Annotated in this window: 15 protein-coding genes; 8 read left to right on the top strand and 7 right to left on the bottom strand. The window is 75.2% G+C overall.

The window, feature by feature from the left end:
- Window positions 1-106: 106 nt before the first annotated feature.
- From ACFU6K_RS07420 to ACFU6K_RS07410, 3 genes are all read left to right on the top strand, one after another.
- Window positions 107-3,106: a BTAD domain-containing putative transcriptional regulator gene (locus ACFU6K_RS07420; protein ID WP_380661433.1), complete on the top strand. Its 3,000-nt coding sequence runs from the start codon at window positions 107-109 to the stop codon at window positions 3,104-3,106.
- Window positions 3,107-3,237: 131 nt separating this feature from the next.
- Window positions 3,238-3,723, top strand: a complete 486-nt coding sequence (locus ACFU6K_RS07415; protein WP_380661432.1) for a hypothetical protein — start codon at window positions 3,238-3,240, stop codon at window positions 3,721-3,723.
- Window positions 3,720-4,022, top strand: a complete 303-nt coding sequence (locus tag ACFU6K_RS07410; protein ID WP_380661431.1) for a hypothetical protein — start codon at window positions 3,720-3,722, stop codon at window positions 4,020-4,022. Before ACFU6K_RS07415 ends, ACFU6K_RS07410 begins: the two co-directional genes overlap by 4 nt.
- 96 nt (window positions 4,023-4,118) lie before the next feature.
- On the opposite strand, the gene ACFU6K_RS07405 is transcribed toward ACFU6K_RS07410, so the two are convergent.
- Window positions 4,119-4,778 carry a CatB-related O-acetyltransferase gene (locus ACFU6K_RS07405; protein WP_380661435.1) on the bottom strand — a complete coding sequence of 220 codons (660 nt, stop codon included), beginning with the start codon at window positions 4,776-4,778 and terminating at the stop codon, window positions 4,119-4,121.
- Window positions 4,779-5,061: 283 nt separating this feature from the next.
- On the opposite strand from ACFU6K_RS07405, the gene ACFU6K_RS07400 reads away from it, so the two are divergent.
- On the top strand, window positions 5,062-8,181 hold the full coding sequence (locus ACFU6K_RS07400) for a phosphocholine-specific phospholipase C (protein ID WP_380661430.1): 3,120 nt from the start codon (window positions 5,062-5,064) through the stop codon (window positions 8,179-8,181).
- A gap of 117 nt (window positions 8,182-8,298) precedes the next feature.
- The gene (locus tag ACFU6K_RS07395) at window positions 8,299-9,642 is read left to right on the top strand and encodes a M14 family zinc carboxypeptidase (RefSeq protein ID WP_380661429.1); all 1,344 of its coding nucleotides are present in this window, start codon (window positions 8,299-8,301) and stop codon (window positions 9,640-9,642) included.
- Window positions 9,643-9,887: 245 nt separating this feature from the next.
- Here ACFU6K_RS07395 and ACFU6K_RS07390 read toward each other — a convergent pair whose 3' ends face one another.
- The 6 genes from ACFU6K_RS07390 to ACFU6K_RS07365 form a co-directional block, all read right to left on the bottom strand.
- Entirely contained in the window at window positions 9,888-10,889 is a 1,002-nt protein-coding gene (locus tag ACFU6K_RS07390) for a TIGR03571 family LLM class oxidoreductase (protein WP_380661428.1), read from the bottom strand.
- A 72-nt stretch (window positions 10,890-10,961) separates the two neighbouring features.
- Window positions 10,962-11,795, bottom strand: coding sequence for an aldo/keto reductase (locus ACFU6K_RS07385; protein WP_380661427.1), 834 nt, complete (start codon window positions 11,793-11,795; stop codon window positions 10,962-10,964).
- Window positions 11,796-11,807: 12 nt separating this feature from the next.
- Window positions 11,808-12,164, bottom strand: a complete 357-nt coding sequence (locus ACFU6K_RS07380) for a nuclear transport factor 2 family protein (protein ID WP_380661426.1) — start codon at window positions 12,162-12,164, stop codon at window positions 11,808-11,810.
- A complete protein-coding gene (locus ACFU6K_RS07375; RefSeq protein WP_380661425.1) occupies window positions 12,161-12,586 on the bottom strand; it encodes a heme-binding protein in 426 nt (141 codons plus the stop codon). Before ACFU6K_RS07375 ends, ACFU6K_RS07380 begins: the two co-directional genes overlap by 4 nt.
- A 96-nt stretch (window positions 12,587-12,682) precedes the next feature.
- The gene (locus tag ACFU6K_RS07370) at window positions 12,683-13,885 is read right to left on the bottom strand and encodes an MFS transporter (protein ID WP_380661424.1); all 1,203 of its coding nucleotides are present in this window, start codon (window positions 13,883-13,885) and stop codon (window positions 12,683-12,685) included.
- Window positions 13,886-14,120: 235 nt separating this feature from the next.
- Window positions 14,121-14,588 (bottom strand): MarR family winged helix-turn-helix transcriptional regulator, encoded by a 468-nt coding sequence (locus ACFU6K_RS07365; RefSeq protein ID WP_380661423.1) that lies wholly within the window; start codon window positions 14,586-14,588, stop codon window positions 14,121-14,123.
- Window positions 14,589-14,915: 327 nt separating this feature from the next.
- Here ACFU6K_RS07365 and ACFU6K_RS07360 point away from each other — a divergent pair, with 327 nt between their 5' ends.
- The 3 genes from ACFU6K_RS07360 to ACFU6K_RS07350 all read left to right on the top strand — a co-directional run bounded on the left by ACFU6K_RS07360 (window position 14,916) and on the right by ACFU6K_RS07350 (window position 19,087).
- Complete coding sequence (locus tag ACFU6K_RS07360; protein WP_380661421.1) at window positions 14,916-15,506, top strand: lytic polysaccharide monooxygenase; 591 nt, start codon at window positions 14,916-14,918, stop codon at window positions 15,504-15,506.
- A 275-nt stretch (window positions 15,507-15,781) separates the two neighbouring features.
- Window positions 15,782-16,879 carry a chemotaxis protein gene (locus ACFU6K_RS07355; protein ID WP_380661420.1) on the top strand — a complete coding sequence of 366 codons (1,098 nt, stop codon included), beginning with the start codon at window positions 15,782-15,784 and terminating at the stop codon, window positions 16,877-16,879.
- A gap of 264 nt (window positions 16,880-17,143) precedes the next feature.
- Window positions 17,144-19,087, top strand: coding sequence for a glycerophosphodiester phosphodiesterase (locus ACFU6K_RS07350; RefSeq protein WP_380661419.1), 1,944 nt, complete (start codon window positions 17,144-17,146; stop codon window positions 19,085-19,087).
- Window positions 19,088-19,138 lie beyond the last annotated feature (51 nt).

Below are 19,138 nucleotides of genomic sequence, written 5' to 3'. Positions count from 1 at the left end.
GGCGGGGGCCGTTCCGCCGCCCCGCCCGTTCGTGGGCGACGCTCCGCGATCGACGGATCGCGTGCTGTCATATGCTTGTCATATACATCTGATCCGAGGGGGGTGCGTGGAGTTCCGACTGCTGGGCTCGGTGGCCGTGGTGGCCGCGGACGGCCGCGAGCTTCCGGCCGGATCCGCCAAACGCCGCAGCCTGCTGGCCATGCTGCTGCTCAACCCCGGAGCACCGGTCACCGTCGAACGGCTCACCGAGACCCTCTGGGACGAGGAACCGCCCCGGCACTCGCGCACCGTCATCCACAACCACGTCTCCGGGCTGCGCTCCCTGCTCACCGCCCACGACGCCCCCGCCGCCGGCGTCGAACTCGTCACCGACAACGGCGCCTACCGGCTGCGGACACCCGACCAGGCCGTGGACACCGTACGGTTCGACCACCTGGTGACCCGCGCCCGCTCCCTGGACGACGCCGCCCAGACCGCCGCCGCCCTGCGCCAGGCACTCGCCCTGTGGCGGGGCCCCGCCCTGACCGGCACCACCGCCGGCCTGCCGCTGCGGTGCGCCGCCCGGGCCCTGGAGGAACGGCGACTGGCCGCCGTCGAGGAACTGGCCCGCGCCCACGGCCGGCTCGGCGACCACTGCGCGGCCGCCGGCCTGCTGCACACCGAGGCCACCGCCAACCCGCTGCGGGAACCGCTGGTCGCCCACCTCATGCACGCGCTCGGCCGCGCGGGGCGCCGCTCCGAGGCCCTCGACTGGTTCCACCGCACCCGCCGGGCCCTGGCCGAGGAACTCGGCATCGACCCCGGACCGGAACTCACCGACGCCTACGCCCGCCTGCTGCGCACCGACGCCCCGCCGAGCCGCTCCGAGGCCACCCCGCGCCCCGCCGTGCCGCCGGGCCGCTCCGACCGGGTGCCGCCCGCCCGCCACCCGGGCGACCAGGAGCCGCCGGACCGCCTGGCCTTCGACCCCGTGCCGCCCACGCGGGTCCCCACCGTCGGCGGCCTGGCCTCCGTCCCCGACCAGCGGCCCGCACCCGCACCCGTCTCCGCCCCCGCCCCGGCCCCCGTACGCCCCCCGGCAGCCCCCGCCCCCGTTCCCGCCCCCGCCGCGCAGCACACCCCCTGGCCCTTCCCCCGCCGCCCGCGCGGCTTCGCCGGCCGGGAGGACGAACTGGCCGCGCTCGACCGGGCCACCGCCGCCCCCGGCGCCGTCGCCGTGCTCACCGGCGGCGCCGGCGTCGGCAAGACCACCCTCGCCCTGTACTGGGCCCACCGCCGCCACCAGGACTTCCCCGACGGCCGGCTCTTCGTCGACCTGTGCGGCCACAGCCCGCTGCCGGAGCGCGACACCGCCGCCGTCCTGCGCGAACTGCTGCTCGCCCTGGGCCTGCCCGTCGAGCGGATGCCCGCCACCGCCGAGGCGATGGGCGCCCGCTACCGCGAACTGACCGCCGGGCGCCGGATGCTGATCGTCCTGGACAACGCCCGCCGCTCCGAGCAGGTGCGCCCGCTGCTGCCCGACGGCGACGACTGCGTCACCCTGGTCACCAGCCGCGACCGGCTCGGCGGCCTGGTCACCTCCGACGCCGCCCGCCCCGTGCCACTCGCCGAACTCTCCTCCCCGCAGGCCGTCACCCTGCTCGCCGCGACCCTCGGCCCCGACCTGGTCGCCGCCGAACCCGAGGCCGCCGCCCGCCTGGCCGGCCTGTGCGACGGCCTGCCGCTGGCCCTGCGGCTGGCCGCCGCCCGCCTGGCCACCGGCCCGGCCCGCGCGCTGGCCGCCCTCGCCGACGAACTCGCCGACGAGCAGGACCGCCTGGACCTCCTCGACGTCGAGGACACCAGCGTCGCCGCCGCGCTCGCCCTGACCGTCCAGCACCTGGGCGAAGCCGCCCACCGGACGTTCCGCAGCCTCGGCGCCCACACCGGCGCCACCCTCGACAGCCGCACCGCCGCCGCCCTGGCCGGCTGCCGCCCCGACGAGGCCGCCGCCGCCCTGGCCCAACTGGCCACCGCCCACCTGATCGTCCAGATCGGCCGGGACGCCTACACCCTGCACGACCTGGTCCGCCTCTACGCCCGCAGCCTGCCCGGCGACACCGACACCCAGGTGCTGCCCCGCCTGCTCGACCACCTGCTCAACACCCTCCTCACCGCCTGCGCCGCCGCCGAACCGGGCAGCGAACCGTGCTGCACCCTGCCGCCCGGCACCCGCCGCCCCGCCGAGGTCCGCCCCTTCCCCGACCGGGCGAGCGCCCTCGCCTGGTACGCCGCCGAACGCGACACCCTGCGCGGCGCGGTCGAGGCGGCCGTCGCCGCCGGACTGCACGACCGCGCCTGGCGCCTGGTGCTGCTCCAGTGGCCGCTGATCGTCTGGCAGGTCCGGGACGGCTGGGCACCGCTGCTCGAACACGGCCTGGCCGCCGCCGAGGCCGACCGCGACCCCGGCGCCCAGTCCCGCGCCCGGGCCCTGCTCGGCTGGGTCCTGCTGGAGGAGGGCCGCCCCGACCAGGCCCTCGACCACCTGGAACGCGCCCCCGACCTCGCCGCCCGGGCCGGCGACGGCTGCGCCCAGGCCGTCGCCCTGGTCAACCACGCCGTCGCGCTCGCCCGCCACGGCGAGCACGCCGGCCGGGCCCGGGTGAACGGCCTGCTGCTGAAGGCCCTGTCCCTGGCCGAACGGGCCGGCCGCGCCGACCTCGTCGCCCTCGCCCGCCAGCACCTGGCCCACGAGTGCCTGGCCGCCGGCGCCGGCGAGGAGGCCGCCCAGCACGCCGCCCGCGGCCTGGCCGTCGCCGAACCGCCCTTCCCGGTCACCCGCCGGGTGGTCCTGCAGACCCTCTACGGCCGCGCCCTGGCCGCCACCGGCCACCCCGAGGAGGCCGCCCGCCACCTCGGCGCCGCGCTGCGCACCGCCCGCGCCCACCAGTACGAGGAGGGCGAGGCGGAGGCCGGCGCCGCGCTGCGCGCCCTGTCGGCCGGCGGCGCCGTGGCCGGCGCTGTCGCGCCCGCCGCCGCCCCCGCTGTCGTCGTGCCCGGTACGGCCGTGCCCGCCACCGCCCCCGGCGGCCCGGCGTACGCACGGCCGTCGACGTACCCGCGCTGACCCTCCCCGCCGCCGCGCCACCTCCGCCGCCGCGCAGCACTGACGGGCCCGTCCGAAGGGAAGGATGGACACAGGGGGGAGCCCGGGCAGCGGGCGAAGCCGGCACACCACCTGCCCGAGGGGGACGCGCGATGACCACGCCGCCGGAGCAAAACCGTCGGTCCGAACTGCTGGAGCTGTACCTGCTCGCCGTGGAGATGGCCGACCGGGTCTCGGCCCGCCGGGGCAGCGCCAACACCTTCTTCCTGTCCGTGCAGACCGCGCTGGTCACCCTGATCGGCTTCGGCATACCGAAGTTGTCGGAGTCCCCGTGGTGGGTGCCGACCGCCGTCGCGCTGGCCGGCATCACCCTCTCCGGCGCCTGGTGGATGCAGCTGCGCAGCTACCGGGACCTCAACGGCGCCAAGTTCCAGGTCATCAACAGCCTGGAGGAGAAGCTGTCCGCGCGGATCTACACCGACGAGTGGGACGCCCTCAGGAACACCGCCGCGGCCGGCCGCCGCCACCGGCACTACACCGAACTCGGCACCACGGAACGGCTCGTGCCGATGATATTCGCGGCGGCCCATCTGATCCTGCTCACCGGCACGCTCGTCAGCGGCACACTGGCCGTATGAGCCACCTCGACCCCATCGCCGACCTGATCCGCTCCTGCCTGCCCACCGAGGCCAGACCCCCCGAGGGCGCCGACGACCTGTTCCGCCTCTACGCCGTGCTGCTCCAGGCCAAGGGCGAACAGGTCACCGACGAGGACGTCCACAACGCCTGGACGGCCTGGACCCAGACCACCGACGACACCCACAAGGCCCTGGTGCCCTTCCACGACCTCGACGCCCGCACCCGCGCCCTCGACGCCCCGTACACCCTCGCCATCCGCACCGCCGCCCGCCGGCTCCACCGCCCCACCACGGCCTGAGCACGGCCGCGGCCCGAGGACGCCGCAGCCAGGGGACGGCGACGGGCCCACGGCGGGGGAGCGGCCCCGGCCGCGGGCCCGGCACCGTACGGCGGCTCAGGCGCCGGGCGCGTCGGGGGCGGTGGGCGCGGCGGCCGCCAGCTCCTCGACGGTGCCGGACATGACGGTGCGCAGGTGGCGGGTGAGGTGCTCGGCGGGCCAGTGCCACCAGGCGAGATCCAGCAGGCGGGCGATGTCGGCCTCGTCGTAGCGCAGCCGGATCACCTTGGCCGGGTTGCCGCCGGCGACGGCGTAGTCGGGGATGTCGGAGGTGACGACGGACCCGGCCGCGACGATCGCGCCGTGGCCGATGCGCACCCCGGGCATGACGGTGACGCGGTAGCCGAGCCACACGTCGTGGCCGACGACGGTGTCGCCGCGCCCGGGCAGGCCGGTGATCAGGTCGAGGTGCTCGGCCCAGGCGCCGCCCATGACGGGGAAGGGGAAGGTGGAGGGCCCGTCCATCCGGTGGTTGGCGCCGTTCATGACGAACCGCACCCCCGTGGCGAAGGCGCAGAACTTCCCGATGACGAGCCTCTCCGGCCCGTAGTGGTACAGCACGTTGCGGGTCTGGAAGGCCGTCGGGTCGTCCGGGTCGTCGTAGTACGAGTACTCGCCGACCTCGATCAGCGGCGAGGTGACCAGCGGCTTGAGGAGCACCACCCGCGGCTGCTCGGGGAAGGGGTGCAGCACGGTCGGGTCGGGCACGGCGGGGATCACGAGGGGGCACCGCTCTCACGTTGACGGGACATCAAGGATTTCCATGATCCGTCGGACGGCGCCGCCGTCCAGCGGGTTTCCCCGGGCAGGCCCCTCACCGTTGATCAAATGACGTCAAGTTGTCTGTACAGCTCGGAGCCTCCTGACGGTCATCGGCCGGTCATCGGACACCACGGCCGCGTCCACCTCGGTCTCGTACACATAACGGGTCCGGTCCCAACCGCGCGGCCGGCCCCCCGTACCGAAGACCCGCGGTCCGTCAGCAAGGAGCCCCACCCCGATGAGTCCGAAGCCCGAACTGTCGCGCCGCAGCGTCCTCGGCGGCGCGGCGGCGGCCGCGGTGCTGTCCGCCCTCCCCATCAGCGTCCAGCAGGCCCTCGCCGCACCGGCCCGGCCCGGACGGCTGGCGGACATCCAGCACGTCGTGGTGTTCATGCAGGAGAACCGCGCCTTCGACCACTACTTCGGCACCCTGGCGGGCGTGCGCGGCTTCGGCGACCGCACCGCCGTACGCGGCGTCGACGGCCGCTCGGTGTTCCACCAGCCCGACCCCGGCCGCAAGGAGGGCTACCTGCTGCCCTTCGCGATGAACGCCGCCCACACCAGCGCCTACCAGCAGGGCGCGCCCTCCTTCGGCTACGGCGACTCCATGAACGCCTGGAACGACGGGCGCGCCGACGGCTCCGTCACCCGCCGCTCCTCCGGCTGGCTCGGCCAGGGCTACTACGAGTCCGCCGACATGCCCTTCTACCACGCCCTCGCCTCGGTGTTCACGGTCTGCGACGCCTACTACGCCTCGACGCAGTGCAACACCAACACCAACCGCGACCACGCGATGACCGGCACCAGCGGCGGCACCGTGCGGGACACCCCGGTGACCGACAACACCGAGATCCCCGGCGGCTACGAGTGGACCACCTACGCCGAGCGCCTGGAGAAGGCCGGCGTCAGCTGGCGGACCTACCAGGCCCTCGACAACTTCGACGACAACGCCCTCGCCTGGTTCGCCCCCTTCGTCAAGGCCAAGCCCGGCGAGCCGCTGTACGAGCGCGGCATGCGCGCCGTCGGCGACCCCGCCAAGGCGAAGGACCCGTTCGCCATGGGCGACGCCCTCGTCGAGGCCTTCACCGCCGACGTCCAGGCCGACCGCCTCCCGCAGGTCTCCTGGATCGTCGCCCCCGCCGCCCTGTCCGAACACGCCAACTACGCGCCGCCGAACGGCGAACACCTCACCGCCCGGCTGCTCTCCGCACTCGCCGCCAAGCCCGAGGTGTTCCAGAAGACCGTCTTCATCCTCAACTACGACGAGCACGGCGGCTTCTTCGACCACCAGCTGCCGCCCGTCCCGCCGCTGGCCGACGGCCGCGGCAAGTCCAACGTCCCGGTCGACGGCGAGGTCGTCGTCCGCGTCGCCAAGGGCGGCTCCACCTACCACCGGGTGGTCGCCCAGGACGGGAAGTACCGGGTCAGGGCCGCCGACGGCACCCTCGCCTGGTCCGCCACCCTCCCCGCCGGCGAGACCCTCGTCTCCGGCCCCTACCCGATGGGCCTGGGCGTCCGGGTGCCGATGGTCGTCGTCTCCCCGTGGACCCGCGGCGGCGTCGTCGACTCCACCGTCTACGACCACACCTCCGTGCTGCGCTTCCTGGAACAGCGCTTCGGCGTCCAGGAACCCAACATCAGCCCCTGGCGGCGCGCCGTCTGCGGCGACCTCACCAACGTCTTCGACTTCTCCGGCCGCAACCCCGCCTGGCCGCAGCTGCCCGACACCAGCGGCAACCGCCAGAAGGTCGTCGACACCGGCAAGCTCCCCGCCCCCACCGTGCCCAGCCCGCAGGCCTTCCCCCGACAGCAGCGCGGCACCCGCTCCTCCCGCCCCGCCCCCTACAACCTGCTCGTCAAGCCCCGCCTCAAGGGCGACGAACTCACCCTCGACTTCGTCAACCAGGGCCGCCAGGGCGCCGTCCTCGCCGTCTACCCCGCCCCCGGCGAGGCCCCCAAGCACTACACCGTCGCCGCCCGCAGCCGCCTGTCCGACGTCTGGAAGGTCGGCCCGGCCGGCTACGACCTGCGCGTCCACGGCCCCGACGGCGCCCTGTGGCACCTGCGCGGCGACACCGCCGCCGGCTACGAGGTCTCCCTCTCCGAGGAGGGCGGCGGCAAGGTGCTGGAGGTCGACGTCATCAACCGCTCGCGCACCGCCCAGACCTTCCTGGTCGGCGACCTCGCCTACGGCGACGGCCTGCGCGAGGTCCGGGTCGCGGCCGGCGACGACCGCACCGTCAACCTCAAGGTCGGCCCCGAGGGCTGGTACGACGTCGCCGTCGCCGTCCAGGGCGACCTCGCCTTCCGCCGCCGCATCGCCGGCCGCTTCCCCTGGGACGACCGCACCGTCACCGACCCCGCCCTCGGCCTGGCCGACCCCCTCACCGTCGACCTCGCCCTCGGCGCCGCCTCCACCACCATCGACGAACCCGTCCTGCTGCCCGGCCGCCCCGCCACCGTCACCGCCACCCTCACCGCCACCACCGCCCTCACCCGCCTGGAGACCCAGCCGCTGCTCCCGCCCGGCTGGACGGCCACCACCGTCACCGCCCCGCCCGACAAGCTCGCCGCCGGCGCCACCGCCACCGCCGTCTGGCAGGTCACCCCGCCCGCCCGACTGCCCGCCGGCGCCACCCACCGCCTGCTGGTCACCGCCCGCGCCCAGGCCGACGGCCGCTTCGCCCTCGCCGACGGCGAACTCGCCGCCCGCCCCGCCCCGGTGATGACCGGCCACCTCCTCGACGAGGACTTCGAATCCCTCGCCGACGCCCTCAAGCCGGAGTCCGGCCTGCTCGGCTGGACCGCCCAGGCCCCCAAGGGCTGGACGGTCGTCAACGCCCCCGCCATGCCCCAGGGCACCGCCCGCCTCCAGGGCTGGACCTTCCACACCAAGCGCGAATGGGCCGCCCTCGGCGCCCAGGACCGCGGCAACTTCACCCGCGCCCTGGGCGTCGTCGCCGTCGCCGACCCCGACGACTGGGACGACACCGGCTCGCCCTCCCGCAAGGGCGTCTTCGACTCCACCCTGGTCTCGCCCGCCGTCGCCATCCCGGCCGGCACCGACACCCTCCACCTCGCCTTCGACTCCCACTACCGCCAGGAGGCCCCGCAGAAGGCCACCGTCACCGCCGTCTTCGACAACGGCACCGAGACCCGCCTGCTCGCCTACGGCCCCGACGCCACCGGCAACGACAACGCCGGCAAGGACGCCCAGAACACCCGGATCACCCGCAGCCTCGCCGTCCCCGCCGGAGCCCGCTCGGTGACCCTCAGGTTCCGCATGTACGACGCCGGCAACAACTGGTACTGGGCCGTCGACCACATCCGCCTCGACACCCGCCCCGTCACCGACTGACCCCCGCCGCCCCACCGGGCCCGCCCGAGCCACCGTGCCCGGGCGGGCCCCGCCCGCACCAGCGGCCCCACGTGCCAGGTACAACTACTGCCACGACCACAGGGGAGGAAACCGAAGGTGACCGACACGACGACCCCGGCCGGCCGGGCCGCCCAGCTCCACGACCGCTACCCGAGCCTCGACGAACTCACCGCCACCGCCCACCAGTTGGCCGCCCACCGGCCCGACCTGTGCCAGGTGCGCACCGTCGGCACCTCCCGCGCCGGACGCCCCCTGACCCTGCTGACCGTCGGACCCTCCCCACACGACGCCGGCGACGCCCCGCACAACCTCCTCGTCGTCGCCGGCGCCCACGCCGACGAGTTCGCCGCCCGCGCCGCCGTCGCCGACCTCGCCCACCACGCCCTCACCCGCCAACACCCCTACCTCGCCTGGCACTTCCTGCTCTGCCTCGACCCCGACGGCGCCCACCTCGCCGACGGCAGCCGCCACGCCCGCACCCTGCCCGACTACTTCGCCCACTACTACCGCCCCGCCGCCGAGGAACAGCCCGAATGGGCCCCCGCCGTCGGCGCCGACCTCCCCGAGAGCCGCACCCTCCTCGACCTCATCGACGAACTGCGCCCCACCCTCCAGTTCTCCCTGCACAGCACCGACGTCGGCGGCACCTTCGTCCAGGCCACCAGCGACCCCGCCGCCCTCGCCCGCCCCTTCGCCCGCTCCGCCGCCCACCACGGCATCCCCGTCGAGACCGGCAACTTCGACACCTTCCGCCTGCACGAATCCGGCCCCGGCGTCTACCTGATGACCCCCCACCACATCGACCACCAGGAGACCACCACCGGCGTCCTCACCCCCCACCACGACACCGGCGAAGCCCGCGCCGGCACCTGGTTCGCCCCCCAGCGCCACGGCGGCCAGACCGTCCTCGTCGAAGTCCCCGCCTTCACCAGCGCCCACCTCGGCGACACCCGCCCCGCCGACGCCGTCCGCCTGTACCTGCGCACCTGCGCCGACCGCCTGCGCCACCGCGGCACACTCCTCACCGCACTCCTCGACGCCGCCCTGCCCTACGTGCGAAACCCCGACACCCCCCTGCTGCGCGCCGCCCGCACCCCGCTCACCGCCCTGCACCAACTCGCCGACGCATGGGACCCGGAGCTGCGCGGAGCGGAACTCCTGCGCACCCCGATCACCCGCGCCCGCCTCACCGGCATCGACCTGTGGGCCCACCGCGTCCCGGTCCGCGCCGCCGCCCTGCTGCGCCGCGCCGTCCGCGTCGCCGGCGCCCCCGCCGCACCCCAGGCCGCCCGCCTCGACCACCTCCTGCGCGACTGGTGCGCCCAGTACCAGCGGACCTTCCAGCCCGTCTGGCTCCCCGTCGCCCGCCAGGCCGCCCACCAGGCCGCCACCGTCCGCGCCGCCGTCGCCCTGCGCCACCCGGGGTCCTGGGCGAGTTAGGAGTTCACGCCCTCGGTGTCGACGTGCGGCAGCACCCGGTCCAGGAACCGCGGCGTGCACCAGGCCGCCGCCCCCGGCAGCATCATCGGGGCGGGCGGACGGCGGCCTGGAAGGCTCCCGGGTCTCCTGCGCGGCGGTGCGCCGGTTCGGCGCAGCGGGGCCCGTCCACCCGTTCCCGGCCCACCGGTACCGGCGGGTGGTTGCCCCTACGGCGGCCCGGCGCGGGGCTCGTCCCCGTCCCCGGCTCAGCCGTGCTGCCCGGCCGGGGCGGGGGCGGCGAAGCGGGGCAGGACCTCCTCGGCGAGCTCCTGGAGCAGTTCGTCGACGGGGCGCTCGTTGGGGCGCAGGTTGAAGGAGACGTGGGCGACGCCGAGGTCGGACATCAGCTCCAGGTGCTCGATCAGGGCGGTGCGCCCGGTGCTGAGGCCGAGCCGGATGGGGCGCGGTGCGGCGGCCGGGTCCTCGGCGAGGGTGAGGACCATCGGCGTCAGGTAGGGCTTGTCGCCGGCGAGGTCGCGCCACTGGCGCAGCCGCAGGCGCAGCGCGTCGAGGTCGCGCGGGTAGTTGAGGGAGGCGTCGGCGTGCTCGGCGATCCACTCGGGGCTCTGCTGGGCGCCGCCGGCGACGGCGATCGGGATGCCCTGGGGGTGGACGGGCCGGGGCAGGACCTCCAGCTGCTGTTCGGCGCCGAGGCCGAAGGCGGGCAGTTCCAGCGGGCCGGGGCGCCAGGCGGCGCGCAGGGTCTCGACGCCGGTGCGGAAGGCGGCGCCGCGGCCGTGGAAGTCGCGGTCGAACAGCGGGTACTCCACGGGGCGGTCGCCGCTGGCGAGGCCGAGCAGCAGGCGCCCGCCGGTGAGCACGTCGACGGTGGCGGCGGCCTTGGCGACGAGCAGCGGCTCGCGCAGCGGCAGGACGACCGCGCCGGTGGCGAGGACCGCGTCGCGGGTGAGGGCGGCGAGGTGGCCGAGGTGGGTGAAGGTCTCGAAGACGCTGCCGGCGTCGCCGAACCGTACGGGGTCGTAGAGCGGGACGTCGCGCACCCACAGGGCGGCGAAGCCGAGGCGGTCGGCGAGGGTGGCGAGGCGGGCGTGCCCGGCGAGGTCGGGGACGCCGAAGGGGCGTCCGGCCGCGCGGTCGGCGCGGCCGCGGGCCTGGCCCCAGTCGTTGTCCAGGGGCAGTTCCAGGCCGATGGTCAGCCGGCCGTCGGCGGGGGCCAGTCGGGCGAGTGCGGGGTGGAGCGGTGCCATGGCGGGTCCTTCGAAAAAAATACCCGTCCCGGGCGGCGGTGCGACCGCCCGGGACGGGGGATTGGGGTGGGGTCAGCTCGCGTTGAACTGGTCCGGGTGGGGGCCGGTGCGCAGGTCGCGGTCGCCGGCGGCGATCGCGGCCATGTCCTGCTCGGTCAGCTCGAAGCCGAAGACGTCGAGGTTCTGGCGGATGCGGGCCGGGGTGACCGACTTGGGGATGACGATGTTGCCGAGCTGCAGGTGCCAGCGCAGGACGACCTGGGCGGGGGACTTGCCGGTGCGGGCGGCGATGGCGGTGATCGCCGGGTCGTCCAGGACGGCGCCCTGGGCGAGCGGGCTCCAGGCCTCGGTGGCGATGCCGTGGCGGGCGTGGAAGGCGCGCAGCTCGGCCTGCTGGAGGCCGGGGTGCAGCTCGACCTGGTTGACGGCGGGCACCAGCGCGCTGTTGTCCAGCAGGCGCTGGAGGTGGGCGGGCTGGAAGTTGGACACGCCGGCGGCGCGGACGCGGCCCTCCTCGACGAGGCGCTCCAGGGCGCGCCAGGAGTCGAGGTAGAGGTCGCGGGCCGGGGTGGGCCAGTGGATGAGGTAGAGGTCGACGTGGTCCAGGCCGAGCTTGGCGAGGCTGGCGTCGAAGGCGCGCAGGGTGGCGTCGTAGCCCTGGTCGGCGTTCCACAGCTTGGTGGTGACGAACAGGTCCTCGCGGGCCACGTCGGAGGCGGCCAGGGCGCGGCCGACGCCGGTCTCGTTGCCGTAGATGGCGGCGGTGTCGATGCTGCGGTAGCCGGCCTCCAGGGCGGAGGCGACGGCGGCGGTGGTCTGGTCGTCGGGGACCTGGAAGACGCCGAAGCCGAGCTGGGGGATCTCGACGCCGTTGTTCAGCTTCACGGTGGGGACGGTGGTGGTCATGTGCTGTCTCCTTCAGGCGGTGCGGTCGGTGCGGGTGTAGTGGACGGTCTGGGCGCTGATGAGGCCGTCGCGGAAGACGAAGGTGTCGACGCCGTCGGCGACCTCGTGCTCGGTGGTGCGGGCGCTCCAGCGCAGGAGCAGGACCTCGCCGGCGAAGCTCGGGGTGAGCTGCCAGTGGGCGTCCGGCAGGTCGGCCAGCAGGTGGCCGATGGCCTGGCGGATGCCGGCCCGGCCGTGGAAGGTCCCGGCCGGGGTGATGGCGACGGCGTCCTCGGTGTAGTTGCCGGCGACCAGGTCGAGGTCGCCGGTGCCCAGGCGTTCGCCGTGGTCGGCGAAGACCTCCTGGGGGCTGCGGACGGCGGTGCTCACCGGGCGAGCCGGTCGAGGGCGGCGGTGGCGAAGGAGTGGTCCTGTGCGGGGGCGCCGCCGCCGACGCCGATGGCGCCGATCAGCCGGCCGTCGCGGTGGACGGGGATGCCGCCGGCGATGAACAGCAGCGGGCGGTCCAGCGCGGTGGGCAGGGTGTGGAACGGGCCGTCGGGCTTGACCAGGTCGACCAGGTCGGCGGTGGGGGCGTTCAGCTGGAGGGCGGTGTAGGCCTTGCGGGTGCTGGTCTCGCCGGAGATCAGCACGGCGCGGTCGTCGCGGCGGAAGGCGAGCAGGTGGCCGCCGGCGTCCAGGACGGTGACGCTGACCGGCACGCCCGCGGCCTCGGCGGCGGTGCGGGCGGCGTCGACCAGGGTCTCGGCGTCGGCGGTGGTGAGCGGGGCGACGGCGGTGGTGGTGCTCATGGCGGTGCTTCTCCGGGGGTGGGGTGGGTTCCGGTCGGGTCGGTGGCCGGCGGTGTGTCGGCGGCCGGTGGTGTCGATGGTCAGTGGTGTCGATGGTCAGTGGTTGAGGGCCGCGTGGCGGGGAGCCGCGCTCGTGGTGACGGCCTCCCGGGTGCGGTCGCGGCGCTCCAGGGCGGCGGACCAGAAGGCCAGCAGCAGGGCGGCCGCGGCGAGGGCGGCGCCGACCCAGTTCGGGGCGGTGTAGCCGAGGCCGGCGCTGATCACCATGCCGCCGAGCCAGGCGGCCAGTGCGTTGCCGAGGTTGAAGGCGCCGATGTTGACGGCGGAGGCCAGGGTGGGGGCGCCGTGGGCCTGGTCCAGGACCCGCTTCTGCAGCGGGGGGACGGTGGCGAAGCCGAGGGCTCCGACCAGCAGGACGGTGACGGCGGCGGCGACCTTGTTGTGGGCGGTGAGGGTGAACAGCGCGAGCACCACGGCGAGGCCGCCGAGGGTGGTGTAGAGCATCGGCATCAGCTTGCGGTCGGCGAACCTGCCGCCGAGCAGGTTGCCGAGGAACATGCCGACGCCGAACAGCACCAGCAGCCAGGTGACGGAGCCGTCGGCGTAGCCGGCGACGTTGGTCATCATCGGGGCGATGTAGGTGATGGCGGCGAAGACCCCGCCGAAGCCGAGCACGGTCATCGCCATGGCGAGCAGCACCTGGGGGTTGCGGAAGGCGGTCAGCTCGCGGCGCAGGTGGGCGCCCTCGGGGCGGGGCATGGCGGGGACGAGCCTGGCGATGCCGAGCAGGCCGACCACGCCGAGCGCGGCGACGCCGGCGAAGGTGGCGCGCCAGCCGACGGCCTGGCCGATGTAGGTGCCCAGCGGGACGCCGACGATGTTGGCGACGGTCAGCCCGGTGAACATGGTGGCGATGGCGCCGGCCTTCTTCTGCGGGGCGACGAGGTCGGCGGCGACGACGGAGCCGATGCCGAAGAAGGCGCCGTGGGCGAGCGAGGTCACGATGCGCCCGGCGAGCATCACGGGGAAGGACGGGGCGAACGCGGAGAGCAGGTTCCCGGCGGTGAACAGGCCCATCAGCAGCATGAGCATGGTCTTGCGGCTGATCCTGGTGCCGAGGACGGTCATCAGCGGGGCGCCGAGGACGACGCCGAGGGCGTAGCCGGTGACCAGCAGGCCAGCGTTGGGGATGGAGACGCCGTAGTCGCCGGCGATCTGGGGCAGGAGTCCCATGATCACGAACTCGGTGGTCCCGATCCCGAATGCGCCGATGGCCAGGGCGATGAGAGCGAGAGGCATGGGCCCGAACCCTTCTGTGATTGCTTGAGCTAGCGCCTTGCGTGCTCTAACAATAGTTGCAGACGCGCGATAAGTGCAAACGCGGATAGGTGGCATGCGCCATAGGGTCGGGGCGGAGCCGGAAACGCGACCGGGCCCGGCCCGTCCGGACCGCGTGTGCGGTTCGGACGGGCCGGGCCCGGGGGAGCGGGGCCGCGGGGGCCGCGGCGCTGTGGCGGCGCGGGGCCGGCCGGGGTCAGCGGGTGGGCGCGGCGGCGTCCACGGCCTCGACGGCCTGGACCAGCGAGGCCAGGGCGGGGGTGCGGGCGGCCTCGTCGAGCGCCTCGCGCAGCGCGGCGTCGTTGGTCGGCCGGGCCTGCTCCAGGAGCCTCAGGCCGTCCTCGCTCACGTTGGTGTAGATGCCGCGGCGGTCGGTCGGACACAGGTAGCGCAACAGCAGCCCGCGGTCCTCCAGTCGGGTGACCAGGCGGGTGGTGGCGCTCTGGCTGAGCACGACCGCGTCGGCGACCTGCTTCATCTGCAGGTGCCCGCCCTCGCCGTCGTGCTGGCGGCTGAGCACGTCGAGCAGGGAGTACTCGCGCACGCTCAGGTCGTGCTTCGCCTGCAGGGCGCGTTCGATGTGGGACTCGATCCTGCCGTGCAGGAGGGACAGGGCGCCCCAGCCGTTGGCGAGCGCGGTGAGCGCGGGGTCCGTGGCGGTCATGGGCCCCTCCTTCCGGGTATGGCTGGGTCCAGGATAAGCCATGAACAGAAATATCGGCCAGAGCTTGTATAGCGCTTGTGCAAATAATCTCCCCCGCGATTCGGGAGCGGGTGGGGCTGCGGGATGCCGGTCGGAGCCCAGTAATCACGCGGCTTTGGCGCAAATGGTTCAGACCATTGACGCGGGGGGAAGGCAGATCCTACGGTGTCGGGCAACCGGTCTGGCGCGGGCATGCCATGTCTCGGGCAGGCCGCCGTGCGCACCCCCACGCGCACGCGCACGCCCCGCGCCGGGCGCACACTCCATCCACCCCCACGGAGGAGCACCATGCGCAAGCGCCACCTGATCGCCGCCGCCGCGGCCGCGATCGCCCTGCCGATCGCGGCGGCCCTGCCGGCCCAGTCGCACGGCTTCATCAACCTCCCGCCCAGCCGCTCCGCGCTCTGCGGGGCCAACGCCGTCCCGTGGGACTGTGGCGACATCCAGTGGGAGCCGCAGAGCGTCGAGGGCCCCAAGGGCTTCCCGACCCGCGGCCCGGCGGACGGCACCATCTGCGCCGGCGCGGACGCCCGCTGGGCCCCGCTGGACAACCCCCGGGGCGGCACCTGGCCCACCACCAGGGTGACGGCGGGCCAGCAGCTCACCTTCACCTGGGAGATCGAGGCCCGGCACTCCACCACCAACTTCAGGTACTTCCTGACCAAGCCCGGCTACGACGCGAGCCAGCCGATCACCCGGGCCGCCCTGGACCTGACCCCGTTCCTGACCGTCCCCTACAACGGCCGCCAGCCCGCCGCCACCACCACCCACACCGCGACCCTGCCCACCGGTCGCACCGGCCACCAGGTGGTCGTCGCGGTCTGGGACGTCGCCGACACCGGCAACGCCTTCTACTCCTGCACCGACGTCCAGTTCTGACCGCTCCCCGCCCGTCCCGACGGCCCTGACGCTCCAGCCGTCCCGACGGCCCCGACCCGTCGCGTCCCGACGGCCCCGACCGTCGCGTCCCGCCGACGCCGCCGCCCGACCCCGGACGGCGCCGGCGGGCCGCCCGCCCCCGTGCCGAAGGCCCCTCCCCGTCCGTGCTCGCGCGCCGCAGAAGCCGTAAATAGGTACATTGGCGACATTTGGCAGCAGTGCCAAGGCTCCGCGCGTCCACGAAAGAAGGCCGACCGCCTTCGGAAAGGGTCTCCATGCGCCCCGACCTCAGCCCCGCCGTCCTCGCCGAGCTGCGCCGGCCGCGGCCCTATCCGGCGGTGTCGATCCTGATGCCCACGCACCGCCGCGAGCCGGACAACACCCAGGACCCGGTCCGGCTGCGCAACCTGCTGGCCGAGGCGAAGGAACGCGTCCAGGCAGACCCGGAGGTCTCCCGCGCCGACCGGATCGACGTGCTGGAGCAACTCGACCGGGCCCTGGCGGAGGTCGACCTCGTGCACGCCGAGGACGGCCTGGCGCTCTTCGCCGCGCCCGGCGAGCACCAGGTCTGGTCACTCGGGCGCACCGCCCCCGCCCGGGTGGTCCTGTCCGACACCTTCCTCACCCGCAACCTGGTCGCCTCGCACGCCGCCGAGCGCCCGCACTGGGTGCTCGCGGTCGCCGCCGACAAGGTGGTGCTCTGGGGCGGCACCGAGGAGCGGGTCACCGAGGACAAGGACCACGGCTTCCCGCTGGTGCGCGTCTTCGACAACCCCGACCCCGAGCGGCAGGAGCAGATCGGCGACACCCCCAGCACCTTCCGCGACGAGGCGACCAAGACCTTCCTGCGCCAGGCCGACGCCGAGGTCGGCCGGCTGCTGGCCGCCGCCCCCCGCCCGCTGTACGTGGTCGGCGAGGCCGCCGCGCTCGCCCTGCTGGACGCCGTCGGCCCGATCGCCAAGGAGGCCGCCGCGCAGCTGCCGCACGGCGGCCTGGCCCAGGCCGACGCCGAGACCGTCCGCAAGGTCGTCGAGCCCGCCGTGCGCGCCCACGCCGACCAGGAGGTCGCCGAGCACCTCGCCCAGCTCGACAAGGCCCGCGGCGCCCAGCAGTTCGCGGCCGGCCTGGACGAGGTCTGGCAGGCCGTCGGCCAGGGCCGGATCGCCCGCCTGGTGGTCGAGGAGAACTACCGCGCCACCGTGCGCGACGACGGCGAGCACCTCGTGCCCGCCGAGGCCGGCGAGAGCGGGGCCCGCGAGGACATCGTCGACGAGGTGATCGAGCGCGCCCTGGACACCGGCGGCCAGATCGGCTTCGTCCCCGACGACACCCTCGCCGACGCCGGCCGGATCGCCGCCGTCCTGCGCTACTGACCCTGCGCTACCGACCCGCCCCCGAAGCACCCTGAAGCACCCCGCAGCCGCCCGTCCGGCCACCGCCCCGACGGGCGGCCGCGACGCGTCCGGACGTCCGGCCCCGCCGCACACCCGCCGGCCGCGCCCGCCACGCCCGTACGGAAACGAACCGGCCAGCCGGCGCAAGGAATCCGCCATCTTCGCGCACCGCACATGCAACGGCCACGAACGGTTCCCGGAATCGTGGCGCCCGGTTCGGCGATCACCCCTAACCTGCCGCGCATGACACAGAGTCACCGCCCCCGCGCGGGCCGCCGCACCGGCCTGCTCGCCGCCGCCGTCGCCGCCTCGCTCGGCCTCACCGCCGTCGCCCTGAACACCCCCAGCGCCGTCTCCGCCGAAGCCGCCCCCGCGGCCGCCGCGGCCGGCGCCGCCCCGGCCCCCGGCGAGGTCGTCCTCGACGAGCACTTCTCCACCCCCGCCCTGCCGGCCGGCTTCACCGCCGTCGAGGGCGACTGGAAGGTCGAGGGCGGCCGCCTGGTCGGCACCTCCGCCAACTCCGGCCAGCAGAGCCGGATCACCTTCGGCCGCCACCTGGACGACTTCCGCATCGAGGCCACCGCCCGCTTCGAGACCGTCCAGGACAACGCCCGCTGGACCGCCCTCGGCCTGGACGTCCCCGCGTCCGGCACCACCCCCTGGTCGATCGCCACCATGCGCACCGGCACCACCGCCGCCAACGGCCTGGAATTCGCCCAGCGCACCCCCGCCAACGTCTGGAACGTCACCGACACCGCCGCGGCCCCCACCGCCGCCGGCACCGGCCGCGACGTGCGCATCGCCGTCGAGGTCCACGGCACCACCGCCCTCTGGATCTTCGACGGCAAGGAGGCCCTGCGCACCACCCAGGTCGCCCGCAGCGCCGACGGCGGCCAGGCCCTGGTGGTCAACGGCGCCACGGTCTCCTTCGACGACCTCAAGGTCACCGCGCTCGCCCCCGGCGGCCGGCTGCGCCCGGCCGGCGCGCCGCTGACCGTCTTCGCCCACCGCGGCGCCTCCTCCGCCGCCCCCGAGAACACCCTGCTCTCCGACGAGATCGCCCGCCGCGGCGGCGCCGAGTGGATCGAGAACGACGTCCAGCCCAGCAAGGACGGCGTCCCCTACGTCCTGCACGACGACACCGTCGACCGCACCACCAACGGCAAGGGCCGCATCCGCGACCTGACCGCCGCCCAGCTCGACACCCTGGACGCCGGCTCCTGGTTCGGCCCCGCCTACGCCGGCGCCCGCATCCCCACCCTGGCCGCCCAGTTGGAGGACCTGCGCACCCGCGGAGGCAGCCTGCTGCTGGAGATCAAGGGCCCGCACAGCCGCGACGAGGTCTCCCGGATCGTCAAGGAGGTGCGCGACCACGGCATGACCGGCCGGGTCCTCGTCCAGAGCTTCGAGGTCGACGCCCTGCGCCACACCCGCGAGCTGGCCCCCGAGCTGCCGCTCGGCCTGCTGCGCGGCGACCTCGACGCCGACCCGGTGGCGATCGCCAGGGACCTCGGCCTGTCCGCCTACAACCCGTCCGACGGCGGCCTCGCCGCGCGCCCGAACGTGGTGAAGGACCTGCACGCGGCCGGCGTCGCGGTCAACGTCTGGACGGTCGACTCGGCCACCCGCTGGAAGGCCCTGGACGCCGCCGGCGTCGACGGCGTCATCACCAACCGCCCTGCGGAGCTCGCCGGTTGGAACAGCGCCTGGCTCCAGGGCGGCGCCCCCGTCCAGCCCGCCGCGCCCACCGTGGCGATCACCTCCCCGGCCGCCGGCACCACCCTGGACCGCGCCGCGCGGCCGGTGGCCGCCGTCCAGTCCACCGGCGCCGACACCGTCCGCCTCACCCTGGACGGCAAGGAGCTGGCGCCCGGCACCGCCCTGGACACCACCGCCCTCCCGCTCGGCGAGCACACCCTGCGCGCCGAGGCCACCGGCCCCGGCGGCCGCGCCGAGACCACCACCGCGTTCACCGTCGCCGCCACCCCCACCGGCCTGGCCGCCCTGGTGCTCACCTCCGGCGCCGACCGCAACGCCGTCGCCACCCTGACCACGATGCTCGGCCAGGGCCAGTACCAGCCGCTCGCCGCCTGGGCCGAGAACCAGGCCGGCCGCGGCGTGGCCGGCGACCGGGCCGGCCTGATCGCCGCCGACGCCCGCGCCCTGGACACCGCCCCGCGCGGCTGACCGGCCCCCCGGCCCCGTACCGCCGGCCCCGTACCGTCCCAGCCCGTGGAC

This window comes from Kitasatospora sp. NPDC057512 (assembly GCF_042802135.1).
Lineage (GTDB): Bacteria > Actinomycetota > Actinomycetes > Streptomycetales > Streptomycetaceae > Kitasatospora.
The sequence above is the reverse complement of the archived record's forward strand: the minus strand, read 5'-3'. Positions and strand labels throughout refer to the sequence as shown.